At 60.4% G+C, this 21,321-nt stretch carries 24 protein-coding genes; 16 read left to right on the top strand and 8 right to left on the bottom strand.

Annotation, left to right across the window (positions count from 1 at the left end; genetic code table 11):
- Positions 1–25: 25 nt before the first annotated feature.
- From BLT54_RS13665 to xylA, 3 genes are all read left to right on the top strand, one after another.
- Complete coding sequence (locus BLT54_RS13665) at positions 26–793, top strand: ATP-binding cassette domain-containing protein (protein WP_074646035.1); 768 nt, start codon at positions 26–28, stop codon at positions 791–793.
- 81 nt (positions 794–874) lie between these two features.
- The gene (gene xylB, locus BLT54_RS13660; RefSeq protein WP_074645868.1) at positions 875–2,314 is read left to right on the top strand and encodes a xylulokinase; all 1,440 of its coding nucleotides are present in this window, start codon (positions 875–877) and stop codon (positions 2,312–2,314) included.
- Positions 2,311–3,615: a xylose isomerase gene (gene xylA, locus BLT54_RS13655; RefSeq protein ID WP_074645867.1), complete on the top strand. Its 1,305-nt coding sequence runs from the start codon at positions 2,311–2,313 to the stop codon at positions 3,613–3,615. Before xylB ends, xylA begins: the two co-directional genes overlap by 4 nt.
- A gap of 106 nt (positions 3,616–3,721) precedes the next feature.
- Here the strand turns inward: xylA and glpK are convergent, their stop codons facing one another.
- Positions 3,722–5,224: a glycerol kinase GlpK gene (glpK, locus tag BLT54_RS13650; RefSeq protein ID WP_074645866.1), complete on the bottom strand. Its 1,503-nt coding sequence runs from the start codon at positions 5,222–5,224 to the stop codon at positions 3,722–3,724.
- A 311-nt stretch (positions 5,225–5,535) separates the two neighbouring features.
- Between glpK and BLT54_RS13645 the strand changes: the two genes are divergently transcribed.
- The 3 genes from BLT54_RS13645 (at position 5,536) to BLT54_RS13635 (ending at position 8,610) form a co-directional block, all read left to right on the top strand.
- Positions 5,536–6,519: a siroheme synthase gene (locus tag BLT54_RS13645; RefSeq protein ID WP_074645865.1), complete on the top strand. Its 984-nt coding sequence runs from the start codon at positions 5,536–5,538 to the stop codon at positions 6,517–6,519.
- 24 nt (positions 6,520–6,543) lie between these two features.
- Positions 6,544–8,238, top strand: a complete 1,695-nt coding sequence (gene ade / locus BLT54_RS13640) for an adenine deaminase (RefSeq protein ID WP_074645864.1) — start codon at positions 6,544–6,546, stop codon at positions 8,236–8,238.
- A 183-nt stretch (positions 8,239–8,421) separates the two neighbouring features.
- Positions 8,422–8,610 (top strand): hypothetical protein, encoded by a 189-nt coding sequence (locus BLT54_RS13635; protein ID WP_074645863.1) that lies wholly within the window; start codon positions 8,422–8,424, stop codon positions 8,608–8,610.
- A gap of 54 nt (positions 8,611–8,664) precedes the next feature.
- On the opposite strand, the gene BLT54_RS13630 is transcribed toward BLT54_RS13635, so the two are convergent.
- A complete protein-coding gene (locus tag BLT54_RS13630; protein WP_074645862.1) occupies positions 8,665–9,360 on the bottom strand; it encodes a GntR family transcriptional regulator in 696 nt (231 codons plus the stop codon).
- Between the two features lie 114 nt (positions 9,361–9,474).
- Between BLT54_RS13630 and BLT54_RS13625 the strand changes: the two genes are divergently transcribed.
- The 9 genes from BLT54_RS13625 to BLT54_RS23090 all read left to right on the top strand — a co-directional run bounded on the left by BLT54_RS13625 (position 9,475) and on the right by BLT54_RS23090 (position 16,312).
- Positions 9,475–10,851 carry a glutamine synthetase family protein gene (locus BLT54_RS13625; RefSeq protein WP_083351819.1) on the top strand — a complete coding sequence of 459 codons (1,377 nt, stop codon included), beginning with the start codon at positions 9,475–9,477 and terminating at the stop codon, positions 10,849–10,851.
- Positions 10,851–12,152 (top strand): NAD(P)/FAD-dependent oxidoreductase, encoded by a 1,302-nt coding sequence (locus tag BLT54_RS13620; protein ID WP_074645861.1) that lies wholly within the window; start codon positions 10,851–10,853, stop codon positions 12,150–12,152. Before BLT54_RS13625 ends, BLT54_RS13620 begins: the two co-directional genes overlap by 1 nt.
- A 636-nt stretch (positions 12,153–12,788) precedes the next feature.
- Complete coding sequence (locus BLT54_RS13615; protein WP_074645860.1) at positions 12,789–13,337, top strand: TetR/AcrR family transcriptional regulator; 549 nt, start codon at positions 12,789–12,791, stop codon at positions 13,335–13,337.
- Positions 13,327–13,689, top strand: coding sequence for a nuclear transport factor 2 family protein (locus BLT54_RS13610; protein ID WP_074645859.1), 363 nt, complete (start codon positions 13,327–13,329; stop codon positions 13,687–13,689). Before BLT54_RS13615 ends, BLT54_RS13610 begins: the two co-directional genes overlap by 11 nt.
- Positions 13,689–14,054, top strand: coding sequence for a TfoX/Sxy family protein (locus tag BLT54_RS13605; protein WP_074645858.1), 366 nt, complete (start codon positions 13,689–13,691; stop codon positions 14,052–14,054). The genes BLT54_RS13610 and BLT54_RS13605 overlap by 1 nt, the downstream gene beginning before the upstream one ends.
- Positions 14,051–15,031 carry an MDR family NADPH-dependent oxidoreductase gene (locus BLT54_RS13600; RefSeq protein ID WP_074645857.1) on the top strand — a complete coding sequence of 327 codons (981 nt, stop codon included), beginning with the start codon at positions 14,051–14,053 and terminating at the stop codon, positions 15,029–15,031. The genes BLT54_RS13605 and BLT54_RS13600 overlap by 4 nt, the downstream gene beginning before the upstream one ends.
- A gap of 37 nt (positions 15,032–15,068) precedes the next feature.
- Positions 15,069–15,758: a type 1 glutamine amidotransferase domain-containing protein gene (locus BLT54_RS13595; protein WP_074645856.1), complete on the top strand. Its 690-nt coding sequence runs from the start codon at positions 15,069–15,071 to the stop codon at positions 15,756–15,758.
- A complete protein-coding gene (locus BLT54_RS13590; RefSeq protein ID WP_074645855.1) occupies positions 15,755–15,952 on the top strand; it encodes a hypothetical protein in 198 nt (65 codons plus the stop codon). The genes BLT54_RS13595 and BLT54_RS13590 overlap by 4 nt, the downstream gene beginning before the upstream one ends.
- Positions 15,953–15,994: 42 nt before the next feature.
- Positions 15,995–16,312 carry an EamA family transporter gene (locus BLT54_RS23090; RefSeq protein WP_143026830.1) on the top strand — a complete coding sequence of 106 codons (318 nt, stop codon included), beginning with the start codon at positions 15,995–15,997 and terminating at the stop codon, positions 16,310–16,312.
- A 179-nt stretch (positions 16,313–16,491) separates the two neighbouring features.
- On the opposite strand, the gene gloA is transcribed toward BLT54_RS23090, so the two are convergent.
- From gloA to BLT54_RS13570, 3 genes are all read right to left on the bottom strand, one after another.
- Positions 16,492–16,926: a lactoylglutathione lyase gene (gene gloA / locus BLT54_RS13580; RefSeq protein WP_074645853.1), complete on the bottom strand. Its 435-nt coding sequence runs from the start codon at positions 16,924–16,926 to the stop codon at positions 16,492–16,494.
- Between the two features lie 94 nt (positions 16,927–17,020).
- The gene (locus BLT54_RS13575) at positions 17,021–17,767 is read right to left on the bottom strand and encodes a cupin domain-containing protein (protein WP_143026819.1); all 747 of its coding nucleotides are present in this window, start codon (positions 17,765–17,767) and stop codon (positions 17,021–17,023) included.
- A gap of 105 nt (positions 17,768–17,872) precedes the next feature.
- Positions 17,873–18,298: a hypothetical protein gene (locus tag BLT54_RS13570; RefSeq protein ID WP_074645851.1), complete on the bottom strand. Its 426-nt coding sequence runs from the start codon at positions 18,296–18,298 to the stop codon at positions 17,873–17,875.
- A gap of 148 nt (positions 18,299–18,446) precedes the next feature.
- Between BLT54_RS13570 and BLT54_RS13565 the strand changes: the two genes are divergently transcribed.
- Positions 18,447–19,007: a TetR/AcrR family transcriptional regulator gene (locus BLT54_RS13565; RefSeq protein WP_074645850.1), complete on the top strand. Its 561-nt coding sequence runs from the start codon at positions 18,447–18,449 to the stop codon at positions 19,005–19,007.
- On the opposite strand, the gene BLT54_RS13560 is transcribed toward BLT54_RS13565, so the two are convergent.
- Genes BLT54_RS13560 through BLT54_RS13550 form a run of 3 tightly spaced genes read right to left on the bottom strand, consistent with a single transcriptional unit; the run spans position 19,004 to position 21,243 of the window.
- Positions 19,004–19,669: a c-type cytochrome gene (locus BLT54_RS13560; protein WP_074645849.1), complete on the bottom strand. Its 666-nt coding sequence runs from the start codon at positions 19,667–19,669 to the stop codon at positions 19,004–19,006. The two genes, BLT54_RS13565 and BLT54_RS13560, sit on opposite strands and share 4 nt — an antisense overlap.
- Entirely contained in the window at positions 19,662–20,888 is a 1,227-nt protein-coding gene (soxC, locus tag BLT54_RS13555) for a sulfite dehydrogenase (RefSeq protein ID WP_074645848.1), read from the bottom strand. The genes BLT54_RS13560 and soxC overlap by 8 nt, the downstream gene beginning before the upstream one ends.
- Positions 20,889–20,913: 25 nt before the next feature.
- A complete protein-coding gene (locus tag BLT54_RS13550) occupies positions 20,914–21,243 on the bottom strand; it encodes an ArsR/SmtB family transcription factor (RefSeq protein ID WP_074645847.1) in 330 nt (109 codons plus the stop codon).
- Between the last annotated feature and the right edge of the window lie 78 nt (positions 21,244–21,321).

Genomic DNA, 21,321 nt, shown 5'->3' with positions numbered 1-21,321 from the left:
CATGGAAAAGAGTGCAGACACAACCATGGGCAAGAACCCCAATACCGGCACGCCGCTGGTGGAACTCAAAGACATTTCGATCTCTTTTGGCGGGATCAAGGCGGTGGATCATGTGTCCATCGACTTGCACCCCGGCGAGGTCGTGGGTCTGTTGGGCCACAATGGCGCGGGCAAATCGACGCTGATCAAATGCCTGTCTGGCGCCTATCAAAAGGACGCGGGCGAGGTCTATATCAATGGCGAGAAGGCGGAGATCCGCAACACCCGCGATGCGCGCAAATACAATGTCGAAACCATCTATCAAACGCTGGCTTTGGCCGACAATTTGGACGCCGCCTCCAACCTGTTTTTGGGTCGCGAATTGGTCACACCGTTTGGCTTTGTCGACGAACCGGCAATGGAGGCCGAGACGCGCAAGATCATGGGGCGGCTGAACCCGAATTTCCAGAAATTCAAAGAGCCGGTGAGCGCGCTCTCAGGCGGTCAACGCCAATCGGTCGCCATTGCCCGCGCGGTCTATTTCAACGCCAAAATCCTGATCATGGACGAACCCACAGCCGCGCTTGGTCCGCATGAAACCCAGATGGTCGCCGAACTGATCGAAGAACTCAAAGCGCAGGGTTTGGGGATTTTCCTCATTGAGCACGACATTCACAACGTCATGCGGCTCTGTGATCGCGCGATGGTGATGAAAAACGGCCAAAGCGTTGGCACGGTCAACGTCGGCGAGGTCACGGATGAGGACATTCTGGGCATGATCATCATGGGGAAAAAGCCACCGCAGGCGTATTGATCTGGCCCATTCCCTTTTCTCACCCTTTTCTCACGGTGGGCGCTGATCCAAAGCGCCCGCCGACAACCAAACGGATATCTCATGTATATCGGACTTGATCTCGGGACCTCTGGTCTCAAAGCCATCCTGATCACAGAGGCGCAACATGTCGTCGCAGAAGCCAATGTGGCCCTGACCAATGAGCGCCCTCATGATGGCTGGTCGGAACAGGACCCGGCGACATGGCTTGCCGCCTGTGATCGCGTGATGGCCGAGCTTGGCACCAAGGCCGATCTCTCAGCGGTCAAGGGCATTGGTCTTTCGGGGCATATGCATGGTGCGACCTTGTTGGACGGCGCGGATCAGGTGCTGCGTCCTTGCATCCTGTGGAATGACACCCGCTCCCATGTCGAGGCGGCGGAGATGGACGCCGATCCACGCTTTCGTGCCATCACTGGCAATATCGTGTTTCCGGGATTCACCGCGCCGAAACTTGCCTGGGTCAAACGCCATGAGCCGGAAATTTTTGCGCAGCTCAAAAAGGTGCTTTTGCCGAAAGATTACCTGCGGCTCTATCTGAGCGGGGAGCATGTGGGCGAGATGTCCGACAGCGCCGGCACCGCCTGGTTTGACACCGGCGCGCGCGATTGGTCGGATGACCTTTTGGCCGCGACCGACATGGACCGGTCCTTCATGCCGCGTTTGGTCGAGGGCTCTGAGGTCTCTGGCACGTTGCGCGCCGAACTGGCCGCCAAATGGGGCGTCTCGCCCACCTGCGTCATCGCGGGCGGCGGTGGAGACAATGCCGCCTCGGCCATCGGGGTGGGCGTTGTGAAAGCCGGGCAGGCCTTTGTGTCCTTGGGCACCTCCGGCGTGCTCTTTGCCGCCAATGACGGCTATCAACCGGACGCCGACACCGCCGTTCACAGCTTTTGCCACGCGTTGCCAAACACCTGGCATCAGATGGGCGTGATTCTGGCCGCGACCGATGCGCTCAATTGGTATGGGCGATTTGTCGGCCAAGACGCGGCCACGCTGACCCGTGCGCTTGGCGGGCTTGAAGCCCCCGGAAAAACCCGGTTTTTGCCCTATTTGGGCGGCGAGCGCACGCCGTTGAACGACTCCGCCATTCGCGGCGGTTTTATTGGGCTGGAACATGCGACGGACAGTGCTGCGGGCACCCGCGCCGTGCTTGAGGGCGTGACCTTCGCGATCAAAGATTGCGCCGAGGCGTTGGCCGCGACCGGCACCAAAATTGACCGGCTTTTGGCGGTCGGTGGTGGGTCGAAATCCCACTACTGGGTCGAAGCCATCGCTACCGCGCTGAATGTCGCCGTGGACCTGCCCGTGGCGGGGGATTTTGGCGGCGCTTATGGTGCGGCGCGCCTTGGCCAAATGGCCGCAACCGGGGGCGGGGCCGAGATGGCCGCGACGCCCGCCATTGAGACAACACTTGAACCTAACCAAAGCCTGAGCGCTGCGTTTGAAGACGGGTTCGCCCGGTTCAAATCGGCACAGGTTGCCATTAAGGGGCTGACATGACTGAGTTTTTCAAAGGCATTCCACAGATCCATTACGAAGGCCCGGCCTCGCATAATGAGTTCGCCTATAAATATTACAACCCCGATGAGGTTGTGATGGGCAAGCGGATGGAAGATCACCTTCGCTTTGGCGTCGCCTATTGGCACAGCTTTGCCTATGAGGGCGGCGACCCGTTTGGCGGGCGCACCTTTGATCGCCCGTGGTTTGGCGAGGGCATGGACAAGGCGAAACTCAAGGCCGATGTGGCCTTTGAGATGTTCGACATTCTGCAAGCGCCGTTTTTCTGTTTTCACGACCTTGATGTCCGTCCCGAGGGCGCGACATTCGCGGAAAGCAAACGCAATCTTGAAGAGATCGTCGATTATTTCGCCGCAAAAATGGAGACGTCGAAAACCAGGCTTTTGTGGGGCACGGCCAACCTGTTCACCCACCGCCGGTTCATGGCCGGATCGGCGACCAACCCGGACCCGGACGTGTTTGCCTACTCCGCCGCGACGATCAAATCCTGTATGGATGCGACGATCAAACTGGGCGGGGCCAATTACGTCCTTTGGGGCGGGCGCGAAGGCTATGAGACGCTGCTCAACACCGATCTGACGCGCGAGGCGGACCAAGCCGCGCGGATGTTGGAAATGGTGGTCAATTACAAACATAAAATGGGCTGGGATGGCACGATCCTGATCGAACCGAAGCCGCAGGAACCGTCGAAACACCAATATGATTTCGATGTCGCCACCATCTACGGATTTCTCAAACGCTACGGGTTGGAGAATGAGGTCAAGTTGAACATCGAACAGGGCCATGCCATTCTTGCCGGTCATTCCTTTGATCACGAATTGGCGCTGGCGGGTTCATTGGGCATCCTTGGTTCGATCGACATGAACCGCAACGATTACCAATCCGGCTGGGACACGGATCAGTTTCCGAACAACCTGCCCGAAGTCGCACTGGCCTATTACGAGGTCTTGCGCGTCGGCGGTTTCGCCACGGGTGGCACCAATTTCGATGCCCGCATTCGCCGTCAATCTCTGGACCCGGAAGATTTGATTTTGGGTCATGTCGGCGCGATGGACATCTGTGCGCGCGGGTTCAAAGCCGCAGCAAGGATGTTGGAAGATGGCAAATTGGAAGCGGCCCGTCAGGCGCGCTATGCCGATTGGGATTTGCCCGCGAACCAAGCGATGCTGAAAGACGGCGATCTGGACACGATCCAAGCCCGCGTTCTGGCCGAAACCGTCAACCCGGAGCCGCGCTCAGGGCGTCAGGAGCGGTTGGAGAACCTGGTGAACTCTTACCTGTAAGGGTTTGATTTATAATGTGGAAAGGGCGGGGTGATCCCGCCCTTTTTTATTTCTGATTTGAGTATTTGGGCTGCAATGAAGCGCCACGAAGCGCCACTTTTTGATCTTATCTCTTTGATAATGTGCGGTGGATCGCGTCGGTCCAGCCGTCATATTTTTCCTTGCGCAGCGCCGCGTCCATCTGTGGGCTAAAGGTCGCATCCGCCCGCCAGACCTTGGCAAATTCTTCAGGCGGGGGGCACAGATCGACCGCAAGCCCGGCCAAATAGGCGGCCCCCAAGGCGGTGGTTTCCAAATTGGCCGGGCGGTCCACCGGCGCGCCCAAAATGTCGGACAGGAATTGCATCGCAAAGGGATTGGCCGACAGGCCGCCATCGACGCGCAGGGTGGTGTCCTCTGGCGTGGCACTCCAATCGGCATGCATCGCTTCGATCAGATCGCGGGTTTGATAGCCGATGCTTTCCAGGGCAGCGCGGGCAAACTCCGCAGGCCCGGTGTTGCGGGTCAGACCAAAGATGGCCCCGCGCGCCTCGGCGTCCCACCAAGGTGCTCCGAGGCCGGTGAAGGCGGGGACGAGGTAGAGGTTTTGTTCGGGATCGGCCTGTTGTGCCAGTTCAAGCGTTTGCTTGGCGTCCGTGATGATGCCAAGCCCGTCACGCAGCCATTGCACCACGGCCCCCGCGACAAAAATGGACCCTTCGAGGGCGTAGGTCGGTGTGCCGTTCAATTGATAGGCGATGGTGGTGAGCATCCGGTTTTGCGATGTCACCGGGGTGGTGCCGGTGTTCAACAGGGCAAAACAACCGGTGCCATAGGTGGATTTCATCATGCCGGGGCGGAAACAGGCCTGACCGACGGTGGCGGCCTGTTGATCGCCCGCCACGCCGCGAATGGGGATTGGCGCGCCAAACAGTGTGGTTTCACCAAAGTCAGCGGAGCTGTCGCGCACCTCGGGCAGCATCTCTGTCGGGATGCCGAGGCGGTCGCAAATGGTGGCGTCCCATGCGCCTTCATGGATGTTATAGAGCATGGTGCGACAGGCATTGGTGGCGTCTGTGGCATGGACCCGGCCCCCCGGATTGCCCTCTGTCAGGTTCCAGATCAGCCATGTGTCGACGGTGCCAAATTTCAACCGACCCGCGCGCGCCATCTCGCGGGCATCCTCGGTTTGATCGAGGATAAAGGCCAGTTTGGTGGCGGAAAAATACGGGTCTAATAAAAGCCCGGTGCGCTTTGTCACCTCCGCCTCAAAGCCCTCTTCGCGCAGTTTGGCGCAGGTGTTTGACGTGCGCCGATCCTGCCAGACGATGGCGGGGGCGATGGGCTTACCGGTCTCGGCGTCCCAGACCACGGTGGTTTCGCGTTGATTGGTCAGACCCAAGGCGGCTGGGTATGCGCCAGAGTCCGTGACCGTGTCCGTGAACACGTTGCGTATCACCCGAACGGAGGTCTGCCACAGGTCCATCGCGTCATGTTCGACCCAGCCCGGATGCGGGTAATATTGGGTGAATTCCTCTTGGGCGCTGGAAATTGGCCGCAGGTCCGCGTCAAACAGAATGGCGCGGGTCGAGGTCGTGCCTTGGTCCAGGCTTAAAATCGTGTTGCTCATATCGCCTCCCTTGACCCAAACGATAGGGTGCGGATCACGTTTCGACAAGCAGGGGATCGACAAGCTGGGGATCGACAAGAAGGGGCGGCCCCATCGTCATATGTTTGCCGATCTTCGCCAAAGCCGCCGCCGATGATGAGGTCATAGGCGCTGTGGTGCGATCAGGGGGGCGGAAGGGGAGTTGGTATCGCCCTCTTTGCTAAATGAAATGCGCAGAGCACGCGTGCACGCCCTTGTCATTTGGCCGCCAATCAGGGAGTTTTGCCGAAAGACCCAATAGCACCAAGAACCCAAACCAAGAGGTCGCGTCGATGAAATTTTTTCCCATGTTCCTTCGGGTGGCTGAGCGCGATGTTGTGATCGTGGGCGGCGGGGAAACGGCGGCGCAAAAAGCGCGGCTGATGTTGAAAACCGAGGCGCGGTTGATTTTTGTCGCCCCCGAACTGGACCCAGAACTGGCCGCTTTGGTCGATGAGGGCCGCGCGACCCATCACAGCGGAATGATCTCGCCGGAGCTGTTTCGTGGTGCTGCGCTGACGTTCATTGGCACCGGCTGTCCGGGGATAGATGCCGCGTTGCATGCCTTGGCGCGTGAGGCAGGGGCTTTGGTCAATGTGGTCGATCAACCTGCGCTCTGTGAGGCGACGACGCCCTCGATTGTGGATCGCGATCCTTTGGTGGTGGCGATTGGCACCGAAGGGGCGGCACCGATTTTGGCACGTCAGATCAAAACCCGGCTGGAAAGCATTTTGGAGCCGCGTTTGGGCGATCTGGTTGGCTTGGGCGGGCGGCTCAGGGGCGCGGTGGCGCAGCGTGTGCCGCGCGAAAACCGCCGCGCGTTTTGGCGCTGGGTCTATGATGACGCGCCGCGCCGGCTTCATGCGCGCGGCGCCGAACGCGAGGCGGCGGAACTGATCAAGCACGCGATTGAGGCCGGGGGCGCGCCAAAAGAGGCGGGCACCAAGGGGGCCGTGACGCTGTTGCCCGTCAGCAGCCTTGAACCCGACCTGATGACCCTGCGCGCGGTGCAGCGGTTGCAGGAGGCGGATCTGGTGCTTTGTTCGGATGCGAGTTTTGTGCCGATCCTGGAATTGGCGCGCCGCGATGCCGCGCGTATCGTGGTGGGGCGCGATCATGGCACCGAAGACTGGCTGGTGTCCGATCAGCGCAAGGTGATTTTGGACGAGGTCGCGACGGGCGCACGGGTCGTCTGGCTCGTGGCGCGCCGCGATGCGGAACGGGCCGCGCTTGGCCTGCCGGAGGATATTGAACGGGTGCCCGCAGTTCGGGTTTAGTCCAAGTGGGTTTAGGAGATGAGCATGAGTGATCTGGAACATCGTATTGCCGTGGCGCGGGGCGAGGTCCCGGCGGATATTGTCCTGAAAGGCGGGATGATTTTTGATTTGATGACCGGCGAATTGATCGCGGGCGATGTGGCGATTGCCGGGGATCGGATCGCGGGCGTCTATGAGAGCTACGAGGGCGCGCGCGAGATTGATGTCAGCGGCCAGATTATTGTGCCGGGCTTTATCGACACGCATTTGCATATCGAAAGCTCTCTGGTCACGCCGTTTGAATTTGACCGCTGTGTTGCGCCGCGCGGTGTGACGACAGCGATTTGTGACCCGCATGAGATCGCCAATGTCATCGGTCTGGATGGCATCCGCTATTTTCAAGCGGCCTCTGAGCACACGGTGATGGACATCCGGGTGCAGCTCAGTTCTTGTGTGCCTTCGACCCATATGGAAACCGCCGGGGCGGTGCTTTTGGCCGATGATTTGGCGCAGGTCATGGGGCATAGGTCCGCCATCGGTCTGGCCGAGTTCATGAATTATCCGGGCGTGATCCACCGCGACCCGGAGGCGATGAAAAAGCTCGCGCTGTTTGAAGATGCGCATATTGATGGCCATTGCCCGCAGCTTTCAGGCCGCGATCTCAACGCCTATATCGCTGCAGGCATTCGCACCGAACATGAGGCGACGACGGCGGATGAGGCGCGTGAAAAGCTGCGCAAGGGGATGCGGGTTTTGATCCGCGAGGGTTCGGTGTCGAAAGATTTGCACGCGTTGCAGCCGCTTTTGTCCGATCTGACCGCGCCTTACATGTGCCTGTGCACCGACGATCGCAACCCGTTGGACATCTTTGAGTATGGCCATTTGGACTACATGATCCGCACCTTGATTGCATTGGGCAGTTCGCCTTTGGCGGTCTACCGCGCCGCAAGCCTGTCCGCCGCCGAGGCCTTTGGCCTGAAAGATCGTGGCATGATCGCGCCGGGCAAACGTGCCGATATTGTTGTGCTGGATAGTCTTGAGGGCTGCCATGCCACGATGGTGTTTGCGGGTGGGGTTGAGGTCACGGAGGCCGCCTTTGCCGCGCGCGGCTCTGTCGATCCGATCGGGCGGCACTCGGTCAAAGCGCGCAAAGTGACGGCGGAGGATTTCCGCACCACCGGCAACCGCGAGCAGACCGATGTGATTGGCATCCTTGAGGGCAAAATCATCACCGAACACCTGCACGAGACCATCCCGATTGTCGATGGCGACAAACGCCCCGATCCGGCCCGCGATCTGACCCGGATCACCGTGATCGAACGGCACGGCAAAAACGGCAATATCGCCTCGGGTTTTGTCAAAGGCTTTGGCGTCAAGGCGGGGGCGATTGCCTCGACCGTTTGTCATGATCACCACAATATCGTGGCTGTGGGTGTCGATTACGATGATATGGCCGTGGCCGCGAACCGCCTGTCCGAAATCGAAGGCGGCTTTGTTGTGGTCCGTGACGGCGTGGTGCTGGCTGAACTGTCACTGCCCGTGGCGGGGTTGATGAGCCTCTTGCCGTTTGAACAGGTGCGCGATCATTTGGTCGATCTGCGGGCGGCTGCGGCGTCCTTGGGGGTGACTTTGGAAGAGCCGTTTTTGCAATTGGCATTTTTGGCGCTGCCGGTCATTCCGGCGCTCAAAATCACCGACCGCGGCATGGTCGATGTGACCAAATTCGAAATCATTGTCTGATTTTTGTGCGGTTTTTGACCCGCGCGCCCTTTGGGGTGGAAGGGGGATGTGTGTGCTGCGACAAAGTGAACCGATCAGTTCGTTTTTGGCGAATCTACAATTGAAAAAACTGTCAATTCGGCACATTTGAGAGATAGCAAAGGGCGCAAACGCGTCCTGCTGTCTCAAATCAGGAGGTTCATTATGACCCGTTCCATTTTGGCTGTTTTTGCACTGACGCTGACACTTGCCGCCTGTGAATCGGTGGATAAATACCCCGTGTCGCAATGCACGACCGCCGATCATTATCCGGTCGCCTGTCAGCCGATTTCTTCGACCGATCATCCCGGTGATTTGGCCATCACCGCCGCCCCGGATATGACGGGCGCATAAACGGGCGTTAAAGCGTCACGCCTTTAACCTGAGGCAGGGGAAAGGCGTGACGCTTTAGGTCACAGTTTCCCCGGCTTGGTTGCGCAATATGGCGCGGCCAAGGCGGATCGAGCCATCGCGAATGTCGCTTTCAAGCGCCGAACACAGCGCCGTCACATCGCGCGCCTCCATGGCCGCCAACATCTCTTTGTGGCGGTCGATCATGGCGCTGACTTTGATGGTTTTGATCACTTGGCGCTGAAAGGGCCCAAGCTGTAACCACAGGCTTTCGATCATCGGCATCACCGCTTGATGCGGGTTGAGCCCGTAGAGGTCTTTGTGAAAGGCCTGATTGATCCGGGTCAGCGCATCCAAATCGCCCGCGGCCAGTGCCACATCCATCTGATCATCAAGTGCGCGCATTTTTTCGATGATGACGGTGGAGATATAGGGAAACGCCCGCTCTGCGGCGTGGGTTTCCAAACTGATGCGCAGATGCACCAGCTCCTCAAACCGCCCAAGGCTCATGTCGGGGACTCTGAGGCGGCGGTTGCCCAACACCTGAATGGCATTTTCCGAACTCAACCGGCGCACCGCCTCGCGGATCGGGGTGGGGCTGAGGTTCAATTCCTGTGCCAGCCCGCGAATGGTCAGCGCGGTTCCGGGCGCGAAAGCACCGACAATGATGGCATTGCGCAAGCGGCTATAGGCATATTCCTGCGTGGTGGTGCCGTGATCCCCCGTAAATTCAGGAATAGCTGATGCCGCCATGGGTGTCGGACCTTGCTGTTGTCTCAATATCGCGAGAATGGCGCGTGTTTGAGGTTGACACAAGCCTAAAAGAGATCACAAAGGAATAAATGGTATCACATTTAGGGGCGCGATATGACATCGGCACAGACAGGATCGGTAACAGCTTCGGAACAGGCAGAGCTTTGGCGCTCTGAGAACCCGGAAATCGAGACGATATTCGCCTGTATTTGCGATCTTAACGGTGTGATGCGTGGCAAACGTGTGCCGGTTGATCAGCTTGATAAAATCTTGGAGGGCGGGTTACGGATGCCGCTCTCGTTGCTCAGCATGGACATTTGGGGCGAGGATATTGAGGGCAACGAATTGGTGTTCGACACCGGCGATGCCGATGGGTTGTGCGATTTCACCGGGCGCGATTTAAGCCCGGTCGATTGGATCAGCCGCCCGGCGGCCTTTGCCCAACTTTGGATGCGGCAAGAAGACGGGTCGGTGTTTCCGGGCGATCCGCGCCGCGCCCTCGACACGATCACAGCCCGGTTCAAAGCGCTGGGTCTGACGCCGGTTGTGGCGACCGAATTGGAATTCTATGTTGTTGACCCCTCCGAGGCCGCACCGCAACCGCCGTGCTCGCCGGTCACTGGCAAGCGCCTCGATTCTGACGGCGCGCTCTCACTCGATGAGTTGGAGCATTTCGACGCGTTCCTCAATGAAATCTATGACGGCTGTAAGGCCCAAGGCATCCCGGCGGATGCCGCCATTTCGGAAAACGGGGCAGGGCAGTTTGAGATCAATTTCATGCATGTCGCTGACCCACTAAAGGCGGCGGATGATGCGGTTTTGTTCAAACGTCTGGTGCATGGCATCGCCCGCAAACACGGGTTTGCCGCGACCTTTATGGCCAAACCTTACGGCGACCGCTCCGGCTCGGGCATGCATGTCCATTTCTCGCTGGTCGATGAAGAGGGCAACAACGTTTTTGACGATGGCGGCAATGACGGCACCGAAGTGATGCGCCAAGCGGTTGCGGGTCTTTTGGAAACGATGCAGGAAAATGCCTTGGTGTTCGCGCCGCATGAAAATTCGTTCCGTCGGCTTTTACCCGGTGCCCATGCGCCCTCGACCGTGTCGTGGGGCTATGAAAACCGCACCGCCTCGATCCGTATCCCCGGCGGGAGCCATAAGGCGCGGCGGATCGAACATCGGGTCGCGGGGGCGGATGCCAACCCCTATCTGGTGCTTTGCTCGATCTTGGGCGGCGCGCTTTTGGGCATTGAAAACAAATGGGTGCCAAGCGCGCCCATCGTCGGTGATGCCTATTCGCAAGACCTGCTTCACTTGCCCTATGACTGGGCCTCGGCGATCGAAGCCTTTAGCCGCGGACGCCATGTCGAAGACATCTATTCCAAGCGACTCAAGCGCATGTTCGTGCAGTGCAAACAACAGGAGCTGCGCCGCTTTGCCCGTCATGTCACTGATTTCGAATATCATTCTTATCTGGAGGCCGTGTGATGACTCATCCTTACGCGGGCACCGGCGCGCATACGACAAGCTATTATGCCGCCTCAGCCAACCCTGCGCCGGACCGTCCGGCGCTGACCGGCGATCATGAGATTGACGTCTGTGTTGTGGGCGCGGGCTATTCCGGCCTCTCGACCGCGCTGCATCTGATTGAAAAAGGCTATAAGGTTGCGATCCTTGAAGGTGCGCGCGTTGGTTGGGGCGCGTCAGGGCGCAACGGCGGTCAGATCGTCAACGGTCTGAACGCCAGCCTTCAGACCATCGGCAAGCGCTACGGGTCTGACACGGCCCGTTTTGTCGCCGGTTTGGTGCAAGAGGGCGGTCAGATCATCCGCGAGCGGATCAAGACCTATGACATTCAATGCGACCTCAAAGAGGGCAATGTCTTTGCCGCTTTGACGCCGAAACATATGCAGGAACTCGAAGAACGCCGCGCGCTTTGGGCCGGGTATGGCATTCACAATCAGGACATGCTGAGCCGGGATGAGATGCGCGCCCATGTCAAATCGGACCTCTATGTCGGCGGCATGATTGATCATTCCGGTGGCCATATGCACCCGCTCAACCTCGCGCTTGGCGAGGCGGCGGCGTTTGAATCCTTGGGTGGTGTGATCTATGAAATGTCGCCGGTGATCTCGGCGGATACAGAGGCGGCGCGGCCGGTTGTGCGCACGGCTGAGGGGTCTATGACCTGCAAAACCTTGGTGCTCTGCGGCAATGCCTATCTGGGCCATGTGGTCCCGGCACTGACCGCGCGGGTGATGCCGGTGTCGACGCAAGTGATGGCGACGAAACCGCTGGGCGAGGCCTTGGCAGCCGAGTTGATGCCCACCGATGTCTGCGTTGAGGACGTGCGCTATATCCTTGATTATTATCGTATGTCTGCCGATAAGAGGTTGTTGTTTGGCGGTGGCACGGTCTATGGCGGGGCCGATCCAAAGGACATCAAGGCCAAGCTCAAGGGCAACCTTGATAAGGTCTTTCCGCAGCTCAAAGACGTCGAAATCGACTATGCATGGAGCGGCAATTTCGCGCTGTCCTTCTCGCGGGTGCCACAGATGGGCCGCCTTGGTGCCAACACCTATTTCGCCCACGGTTATAGCGGTCACGGCGTCACCGGATCGCACACTTTTGGCCGCATCCTGTCCGAGGCGATCCATGGCGATCTGACCCGGTTTGACGTGTTTGCCGCCTTGCCTTGGATTCCGTTCCCCGGCGGGCGGGCGTTGCGGGTGCCGTATTCTGTGATCGGATCGTGGTGGTACGCGCTGCGCGACAAATTGGGGGTTTGAGACCTCTGTGATCCGCGCCCTCAGGCCGCGGGCATGTCCTATGCCGGCCTTTGGGTGCTGATGACGCTCGTGCGGCGCGCCAGAAAAACACTGGCGGCCAGAAAACACTGATGGAAAGCAGGCGGCCGAGGCGGTGGCGGCGGTGTTTTCCAGTCCTTGTGTCCGGTGACGAGGGCAATTTTCTCAGGCGTGGCGCTTACGAGCAGAGTCCTCCGTTATCGGACCGAAGAAATCCTTTGCCATGTCCTCAGCCACTGGGCCAAGTTCAAGGCGATCAACGTCGATGCGAGCGCGCGGCGGTGCGCAATATGCGCAACGAGGTTGAGCACAGCCGGTTCGATCCGGTCAGGTCGCAGGTCGAACTGTGGCTTTCGTTCCGCCCGATGCCAGAAACCATTGCATGGCGTCGCCTGGTATCGCGCCAACGGCATGTTGCCCGCCGGGTCGGCGACCTGACGGGGTGGGGGCCGTTGTTGCCGCCCTCCAGCGTCGCCCTTCGGAAATGCGCATGATCCTCTATTCGAAATCCCTAAGTCTGATCTGACGACCGTCACTTTGAGGTTTCTCGGAAACGGTCTTGACTCAGTTTTAAAATGATCATTATAAAACACGCATATTAAAATTGGAGGCAAACACATGGCCCGTCCCCGCGAATATGATCAAACCACTGTGCTGACGGCTGTCATGCATGCATTCCGGCGACGCGGTTTTGCCGCCACTTCAGTGCGCGATCTTGAAACGGCGACGGGTGTGACCTCGGGCAGCCTCTACAACAGCTACGGCGACAAGCGCGGCCTGTTTCAGGCAGCGAGCGAACATTATAACCGCGCGGTGCTTGAGCGACGGATCCGGGACCACGCGCCGGAGGGGTCCGGCATAGCGGGCCTGCGACAGCTGTTCCTGTCGCTGCTGGATGAGCCGGGTGGCGGAACCGCAGGGTGCCTCATCACGAATTCCGCGATCGAATTCGGCGAGACGGAAATGCCGGGTTTCGTGGGCGAGGCGTTCGTCACCCTTCGGGATGTGTTTAGCGATCGCCTTGGCGGCGACGAGGCGAAAGCCCTGGCCACACTGGCCCTTTACCAGGGTGTTCTGGTTCTGGTTCGCGCCGGTTACGAGACCGGCGGACTCGGCAAGATGATCAACACCCATTTCGACACATTGGAGAAGCATGATGAACGCTGAAACCCTTTGGCATCGTTACGCAAAAATCTGGTCGTCCGATGCGGCCATGCGCGAAAGCGAGTTGCAGGACTGCCTTGCGCAGGACGCGACCTATTGCGATCCCGGCAATGCATTGTCGGGGCGCGCGGCGCTGTCCGACCTCATGGGCGGCTTTCAGAGCCAGGTCCCCGGCGGGCGGTTCGAGATCCTTCAGGTGATTGATCATCATGACAGGTCTCTGGCGAGATGGGCGCTTTTGAACGGCGATGGCGTGACCCTGCAACTTGGCGCCAGTTTTGCCACCCATGATGACAAGGGCCGGCTGAAATCCATCAACGGCTTCTTTCCTCTCGCACCTGCGGAAGCGTCGTGATGACTGCGCAAACGCTGTCTCAACGCGTGCTCGCAGAGGGTTTCGCCGAGCAAATCGAGGGCATCGGCGAAATATCCGTTCACCGCTATTTCGGCGGCGCGGGATTGCGCGCGGACGGCGTCCAGTTCGGCTTTGTCATGAAGGGCGTTCTTTACCTGAAGGTGGATGATGCCAGCCGAATGGCCTTCAAAGCCCGTGAGTGCGCGCCGTTTCGCTACAGCGGTGCGTCGGGGGCGGTCACGGTCGCCGCCTATTACGAAGCGCCCGATGACATCCTTGACGATGCGGACATGCTCTCTGTCTGGGCGTCGGAGGCTCTTCGGGCCGCGCGTCCCTCCAAGAAGAAGGCGCGCGGTTCCGCATGAAACAGGTTCAATTCGAAAAGACAGGCCGCCCGGCGGAGGTCGCATTCTGGGCCGACGTGCCGGAACCGATCCTGTCCGCCGACGATCAGGTGCTTGTTCGTATCGAGGCATTCCCGATCAATCCCTCCGATCTGTTGCTGTTTCGCGGGGTCTACCCGCGCACACCCGTTAACGGCGATGCGCTTGGCAATGAGGCAACGGGCATTGTCGAAGCGGTTGGTGCAGGTGTCGGCGGCGTGAAACCGGGTGATCGCGTCATCTCCCTGCGCACGGACAACTGGCGCGAACGGCAAGTTTTGCGGGAAAGCGAGCTCATCAGACTCGCGCCCGGACTTGGAACCGAAACAGCCGCGGTTCTGAAAGTGAATCCGGCCACAGCCTTTCTGATGCTCAAGGATTTTACTGCTCTGTCTCAAGGTGACTGGATCATCCAGAACGCGGCGAATTCTGCCGTCGGGCGTTCGGTGATCGAGATTGCCAAAAGGCGCGGGCTTCGGACGCTCAATGTCCTGCGCCGGGGGGGCGCTGCCGACGACCTCCGGGCGCTTGGTGCTGAGCATGTCATTGCCGATAACGACAGCCTGCCCGGTCGCGTGGCCGAACTGATCGGCGAGGGTGACATAAAGCTGGGTCTCGATGCTATCGGCGGTTCATCCACCGGTCGCCTTGCGCAGGTGATCGGGCCATCCGGAACGCTCGTGATCTACGGCGGTATGAGCGGGCAACCATCCCGGTTCGATGCCGGCCAGTTCGTGTTCAGGGATCTGCGCCTTCGGGGCTTCTGGCTGACCAAGTTCCTGTCCGAGGCTCCGCGCGAGTCCATCGTCTCGCTTTACGACTCCCTGGTCACCCTGGCGCTGGACGGCGCCTTCAGACCCGAAATTTCCGGTCGTTTCCATATCTCGCGGCTTCGGGAGGCCTTGGGCCATGCCGAGGCGACGATGGGGCGCGGCAAGACACTCGTGACATTCGACTGAACCAATCCCGCGCCAACTGAAAAAGGAACTGATCCTCATGACCTCGAATAACATACTTCTTTTTGTGACCTCCCACGACGCATTGGGCGGCACCGGCAACAAGACCGGTTTTTGGTACGAAGAGCTTGCCGCGCCTTATTATGTCTTCAAGGATGCTGGCCTCACGCCCGTCATCGTGACGCCGAAAGGCGGTCGCCCGCCAATCGACCCCGGAAGCGAGGGTGCCGACTTTTGCACCGAAAGCGTGGAACGTTTCGCTGCGGACGCGCAAGCGCAGGCTGCGCTCGACAAGACGGTCGCTGCCGATGCCGCCCCGGCGGATTTTGCCGCGGTGTTTCTGGTTGGCGGTCACGGCACGATGTGGGACTTTCCCGAATGGTCGGAGTTGGCGGACGTGCTTGGCCGCGCGGTCAAAGGGGACAAGCCGGTGGGGGCCGTCTGTCATGGCGTTGCCGGGTTGCTTGGCTGCCGGGCCGAGGGCCGTCTCCCGCTGGTCGACATGAAGACCCTCACCGGCTTTACCAATCAGGAGGAAGCCGCTGTCGGTCTGACCGAGGTGGTGCCCTTTCTGTTGCAAAGCAAACTTGAGGAAGCGGGCGCGTCCTTTTCCGATGGCGGTGCCTTTTCGGAACATGTCGTCGTGGACGGGCTGCTGGTGACCGGGCAGAATCCGATGTCCTCACACAAGGCCGCCAAGTCCCTTCTCGCCCTGCTGGGCAAGGAATGAACGATAAGGAAAGCAAGGAGCTGTCTGGACTTGAAAGGGTCTGGACAGACGTCCTGTTCGGCCTGGCTGTCGCCGGTTTCGGCCTCGCTTTTCTGTTCAACAATATGGCGGCCGTGACTTACCCGCCCCAACTTGCCGCGTTCTGCCGGGCCTTCCTCGCCGCTTCGGCGCTTGGGATGCTTGCCGTTGCCTAGGGCGAAAGATGGCCGACAGACCTTCGGCGTTGTCGGGGCTATCTGCTTGTCGGCATCCTGACCACAGCCGTTCCTTTCGCCGCGATCGCTTGGGGAGAGACCCGCATTCCCAGCAGTCTTGGCGGCGTGCTTTTCGCCTCCATCCCGCTGTTCACCTTGCTCCTGAGGCTGGCGCTGGCGACACGTCCAAGGCATCGACCCGACCGCACGCGGTTGCGGGGTGCTGTCATCGGTTTGCTGGGCGTTTCAATTGCCGCACAGGTGATCTGGACAAAGGCGACCATGTCACCATGCTTTATGCCAAGAAATGAGTCCGGCCAGATCATGCCCTCTTTCGGGGCATGCTCGGATATGATCTGAAACCTGTCATCCTCGGGCACGTTGAACATGTCGACCATGGCGCTGTGACCACCCTGCGAGACCCGTTCGGACAGGTCATTCGGCCGGTTGGCGGGACGTGTGAGTCTGACGAGGGGCCTTTGAGTTCCCACTGTTTTGAGGGGTGCTGATAGATGTCAGGGGTCTTTTGAATAGGCGGATCACGCTCGCTTGCGTTCGACGAGTTCGATGCGGTAGCCGTCGGGATCGGTGATGAAGGCGATCATGTCGCGCTGACCCGTCTCGACCGGCGCATAGCGCATTGGACCTGCTGGTCGTATGACAGGGACGCCAGCCTGCGTGAGGTCTGAGCAAAGTTTTTCGACGTCCGGGACCTCGATCGCGATATGTCCGAAGCCGGTGCCATGCGTATAGGCATTCTCGTCCCAGTTATGGGTCAGTTCGATCACCGTGTTGTCGGCCTCTTCGCCGTAACCGACGAAGACCAGCGTGAACCGGCCCTCTGGAAACGTCTCACGGCGGATTTCCCGCATGCCCAGGGCAGTGCAGTAGAAATCGAGCGCGCGGTCGAGGTTGCGGACACGCAGCATCGTGTGCAGGAGACGTGCCGGACTGTTTTCGAAGTGGGACATCATGGACATGGCCTTTGCTGATTGGTGGTGAACCGGCAGGACACGATTGCCCCGCCGGCCTGTTTGCTTCATTGGCGTGCAGTCAGGGGCGCCATGATCACCGCAGGTGATAGGTGACCACGCGGGCCTCCACCTCGCTCGACCCGTTGCCCAACTCGGCACTTGCGCCCTCCTCAATCAGGGCAAAGGTGTTTCCCTCGACGAGGCGCGTGGTCTCGCCGCCATCAAGGCGCAACTCGACAACCCCCTCGGCCACGATCCCGATCAGCGGTTCGGATGCCGTCAGTTCAGCGCTGGCGGAGGCCGGTAGGTGCCGCGAATAGACATCCACATGCCCGACAGTACGCCCGCCAAGGTCGATGGTCGGCAGTGACGTCCGGTCGATCGGTTGCGCGGGTTCCTCGTCCAGGGCGATGAACGGCTCTCCCTCGCGCTGAAGGCTGAAGTCGATGAACACCGCCGATTCCGTGGCCGACATGTTGTCGAACCGCAGGATGCTGGGCCCGGCGGGTTCGTAGAAGGCTTCGCCCTCGTTCAGGATGCGGGCCGGTTCGCCCTCGGCCTGATAGAGGATACGCCCGCTGGACACGAGGCCGATGGCAGGAGCGAGATGGTGGTGCACCGGCGCGACCTGGCCCGGAACGAAGCGAAAATATCCGAAGTCGGCCTTGGCCACGGGGCGCGCTTCAAAATCGACCTCCATGACTTTGACGGGGCCGGGAATCGTCAGTTCTGCGCTGGTTTCGGCCTGAGCCATCGCGACGGCTCCGAGGAGGGCTGCGATACATGTGGCGGCTCTGATGCCGCGGAGGGCGGAGGGTCTCATGTGACGTGATCCTTGCAAGAGAGTGGTTCTGACACGAGGTCGTGCGGACGATCCGTTCCGGCGCGTCAGAAAGATTGGTTGGAAGGGAGAGATGCCTTGCTGCCGACGGCGGTCGGTCTGTCGTCAGATCGGGATGCCGCTGGCGACAGCCTGGCCGAGGGCCGCGTTGTCATAGGCGACACCGGCGATGCCCCAGGCACCGTCAAGCGCGTGGACGACGTTGCCGTAGATCCGGTTCGCCGGGACACGACCCTGTGCCGCCTTTTCGATGATCTCTGTGCCTCTGGCGATCCAAGCCTTCTGCAGCCCCGGATCAGCGAGCACGAAGGAGGGCGCTTTCAGTTCGAACACCGCAATGTCGGCGGGCGCGCCGCCCGAGAAACTGCGACCTTTCTCCACCACCACAACTTCGCCGATGATGTTGGGCGTCATGAAGGCATTGTCGGAAATGCCGTGCAATTCCAGAAGCAGATGAGTGAGGTCGTGAAAGACGGAGTGTTCCGCCTCCGGGCTGAGCAATCCTTCGGTGACGATAACCTGCAATGGCATAGTTTTATCCTTTCCATGAGCGCTCTGCGCTTGGCGTTGAAGTTTGATACCGATCGTTATATAACGCTCGTGATGACAGGTAATATAACGATCGCTATATCGTCAAGTGAAAAATAACGATCGTTATTTTAATTAAAGGATCTGAGACATGGCTCGACCAAAAGGAACGGGAGCGGACGCGCGTGACAGGCTTGTCGCGGCGGCAGGCAGGGGCTTTAGAAAAGGCGGGTTCGGGGGGATCGGCGTTGACGCTCTCGCCAAGGAGGCGGGCCTGACATCGGGCGCGTTCTACGCCCATCTTGGCTCCAAGGCCGGAGCCTTTCGCATGGCTGTCGACGATGGGCTGGGTTTTCTTCTGAACGGAATCGAGGACTTCCAAGCCCGGCACGGTGCGGACTGGCGGGACAAGTTCGTCGATTTCTACCTCGGTGACAGGATGGCCACAGGTCTGGACGAGGCTTGCGCCCTGCCAACCCTGACCGCCGATGTCGCGCGCGCGGATGACGAGACGCGGCACGCCTATGCGGAGGGTTTGACGGAGATCGTGGACAAGATTGCAAATGGACCCGGCCAGCGGATGTCGCGCGATCAGGTCTGGGCGCTTGTTGCGGTGCTGTCGGGTGCGGCGGGCATGGCGCGCGCGGTGACGGACCCGACGTTGCGCGAGGAGGTCCTCGCTGCGGCGGCCCAGGCCGCGAAAGCGATCTAATCGGCGGATCCGGCGTTGGACTGAGTGCCGCGTGACCGAGTTGGATTTGGGTGGTGAACAGCCGCAGCTGTTTCGGGGTCAAGAACAACACGCGCCGCGCCGGGCATCGAGACCTGCGGCAGGCTTGATCGGTCGAGCACACCGGCCTTTGGCAACACGCCATTCCGGTAGAGAATCCAAGCCGTCACAGCATAGATTTCGTTGTCCGTCAGGGTGCCGGGCGCGCCATAGGGCATCGCGCGCCGGACATAGGCGAACAGGCTTGTCGCATGCGGCCACATGCCGCCTGCGGACAGGATCAGGATCGGGTGACTGTTGATGCGCACAGGTCGCAGCGGGTCGCCGAAACCGAACACTCCATCCGACCCGATCAGCCGCGCGTTCGGCCCCTCGACACCCGTCGCCCCATGGCACGAGGCGCATTGCTGCGCATAGACTTGCGCGCCCTCTGCCACGCCGCCGCGCCCTTCGGGCAGATTGCGCCCATCGGGCCAGATTGTGCGGAGCGCTTCGGGCAGGTCAACCTCTTCGAACGGCTGGCCAAGGGCGGGGGTCGGGGACCCTGTGATCGCGGGTTGATCGGACACCTGCGACAGCGCGGCGTTGACGGCGAATACTGCGGTGGTGAAAGCGATGAGGGCCAGGAGGGCGATCTTAGGCATAGTGGTTTTTCACCTCGCCGGATCGGTTGATCGACCAGGCCTGAATAGCGTTGAAGTGGTTGAAGGAATGCCCGGCGAAAATGTCGTGCCAGATGTCCCGTGTCGGTTGCATGTCTCCGGTCTCGTCTGTGGCGCGGCTCATCAGGATGGCGCGCTCGTTGTGCCAGTCCCACGGCAGGGAAAAGCGCGTCAGTGCTTTGGGCTGCACCGGGGCCTGTAGCCTTGCCTCGGTCCAAGTGCGCCCGCCGTCGACCGACAGTTCCACCCGCGCGATCCGCCCGCGCCCGGACCAGGCCAGCCCTTCGATCTGGCGCGGTCCCGGCGCGATCACCTGTTGCCCCGAGGGCGCGGTGATGACTGATTTGACCGACATCGCAAGGCTCATCATGCGCAGTTTCCCGTTTGCAAGCGGATCGGCATAGAGACCGGATTCGTCCTTGCTCCATGCTGGACGGTCGGCCAGTTCAAGACGGTGGAGCCACTTGATCTGCGCGTTGCCTTCCCAGCCGGGCATCAGGATGCGCATCGGATACCCCTGCGAGGGGCGCAGCGGTTCGCCATTCTGATAGAGGGCGAGCATTCCTTCCGCGACGAGGGGGCGCAGCGGCAGGCTGCGCATATGCCGGCCGCCATCGGCCCCCTCGGCGATGACCCAGGTGGCGGCCGGATCAATCCCCGCCTCGTCGAACAGAATGCGAAGGGGGATGCCGGTCCATTCGGCGGCGGAAATTTGCCCTGACACGTCACCCAGCGTCATGTCGCGGGCCCATGGCGATACGGCATTGGTGGCCGAGTTCCCCGCGCATTCGATAAAGGCCGTGCGGGTCACCAGCGGATAGCGGGCGAGGCTGTTCAGATCAAAGCTCAGGGGGCGCGCGACCATGCCGTGGAGGACCAGCCGGTGCTCTGCCGGGTCGATGTCGGGAATGCCGTTGTGATGCACGGCGAAATGCAGGCCATTCGGCGTGATCGTGCCGCGCAGGTGTTCCAGCGGCGTATGCCAGATTTCAAAACCGGGCGAATCCGCCGCCGGGCGCCGAACGACATTGGCCACGCGGGGGCCGGGCAGGCCATAGGGCAGGTCGTCATCGCCGAGGGTTTGCATCCACGGCATCAACCCGTCCTGAGCGGCACTGGTTTGTGCCGTCACCGCGGCTCCGGTCAGCCCGGCCAGAAGGCTCCGCCGGTTCAGCCGTAGTTTGTTTGCATATGGACGCATGAATGCACCTATTTGGTCAAAAAAGTCACTCTTCAGGACAGCAGGCCGCGACGACGGCGCGCATCTGCTCGGTCATCGCTTCAAGCCGTCGCAGGATCGCCGGGCCATCGACGTCGCAGAGCGTTTGTCGCCCGACATTTTCGCAGCTGACGATGCCCGCTTCGCGCAGAATGCGGATGTGGCGCGAGATGACGGAACGGTCTTGCGGGAATCCTTCGGCAATGGACGAAATATCGGCCCGACCAAGCGCAAACATGCGCCGCAGAATCGCGACACGCGCCGGGTCCTGAAGGGCGGCGAACATCCGGTCGTCCAACATATCGGTACAGCTTTGGATATAGGATTCGGTCTGCATGGCCCTGCTCAGTCAATTTTCATCGCCCAGTATATATGTGCATAAATATGCACACGTCAAGCCTGCGCTTGGACCGCG

It is taken from the genome of Celeribacter baekdonensis (assembly GCF_900102315.1).
GTDB lineage: Bacteria > Pseudomonadota > Alphaproteobacteria > Rhodobacterales > Rhodobacteraceae > Celeribacter > Celeribacter baekdonensis.
The sequence above is the reverse complement of the archived record's forward strand: the minus strand, read 5'-3'. Positions and strand labels throughout refer to the sequence as shown.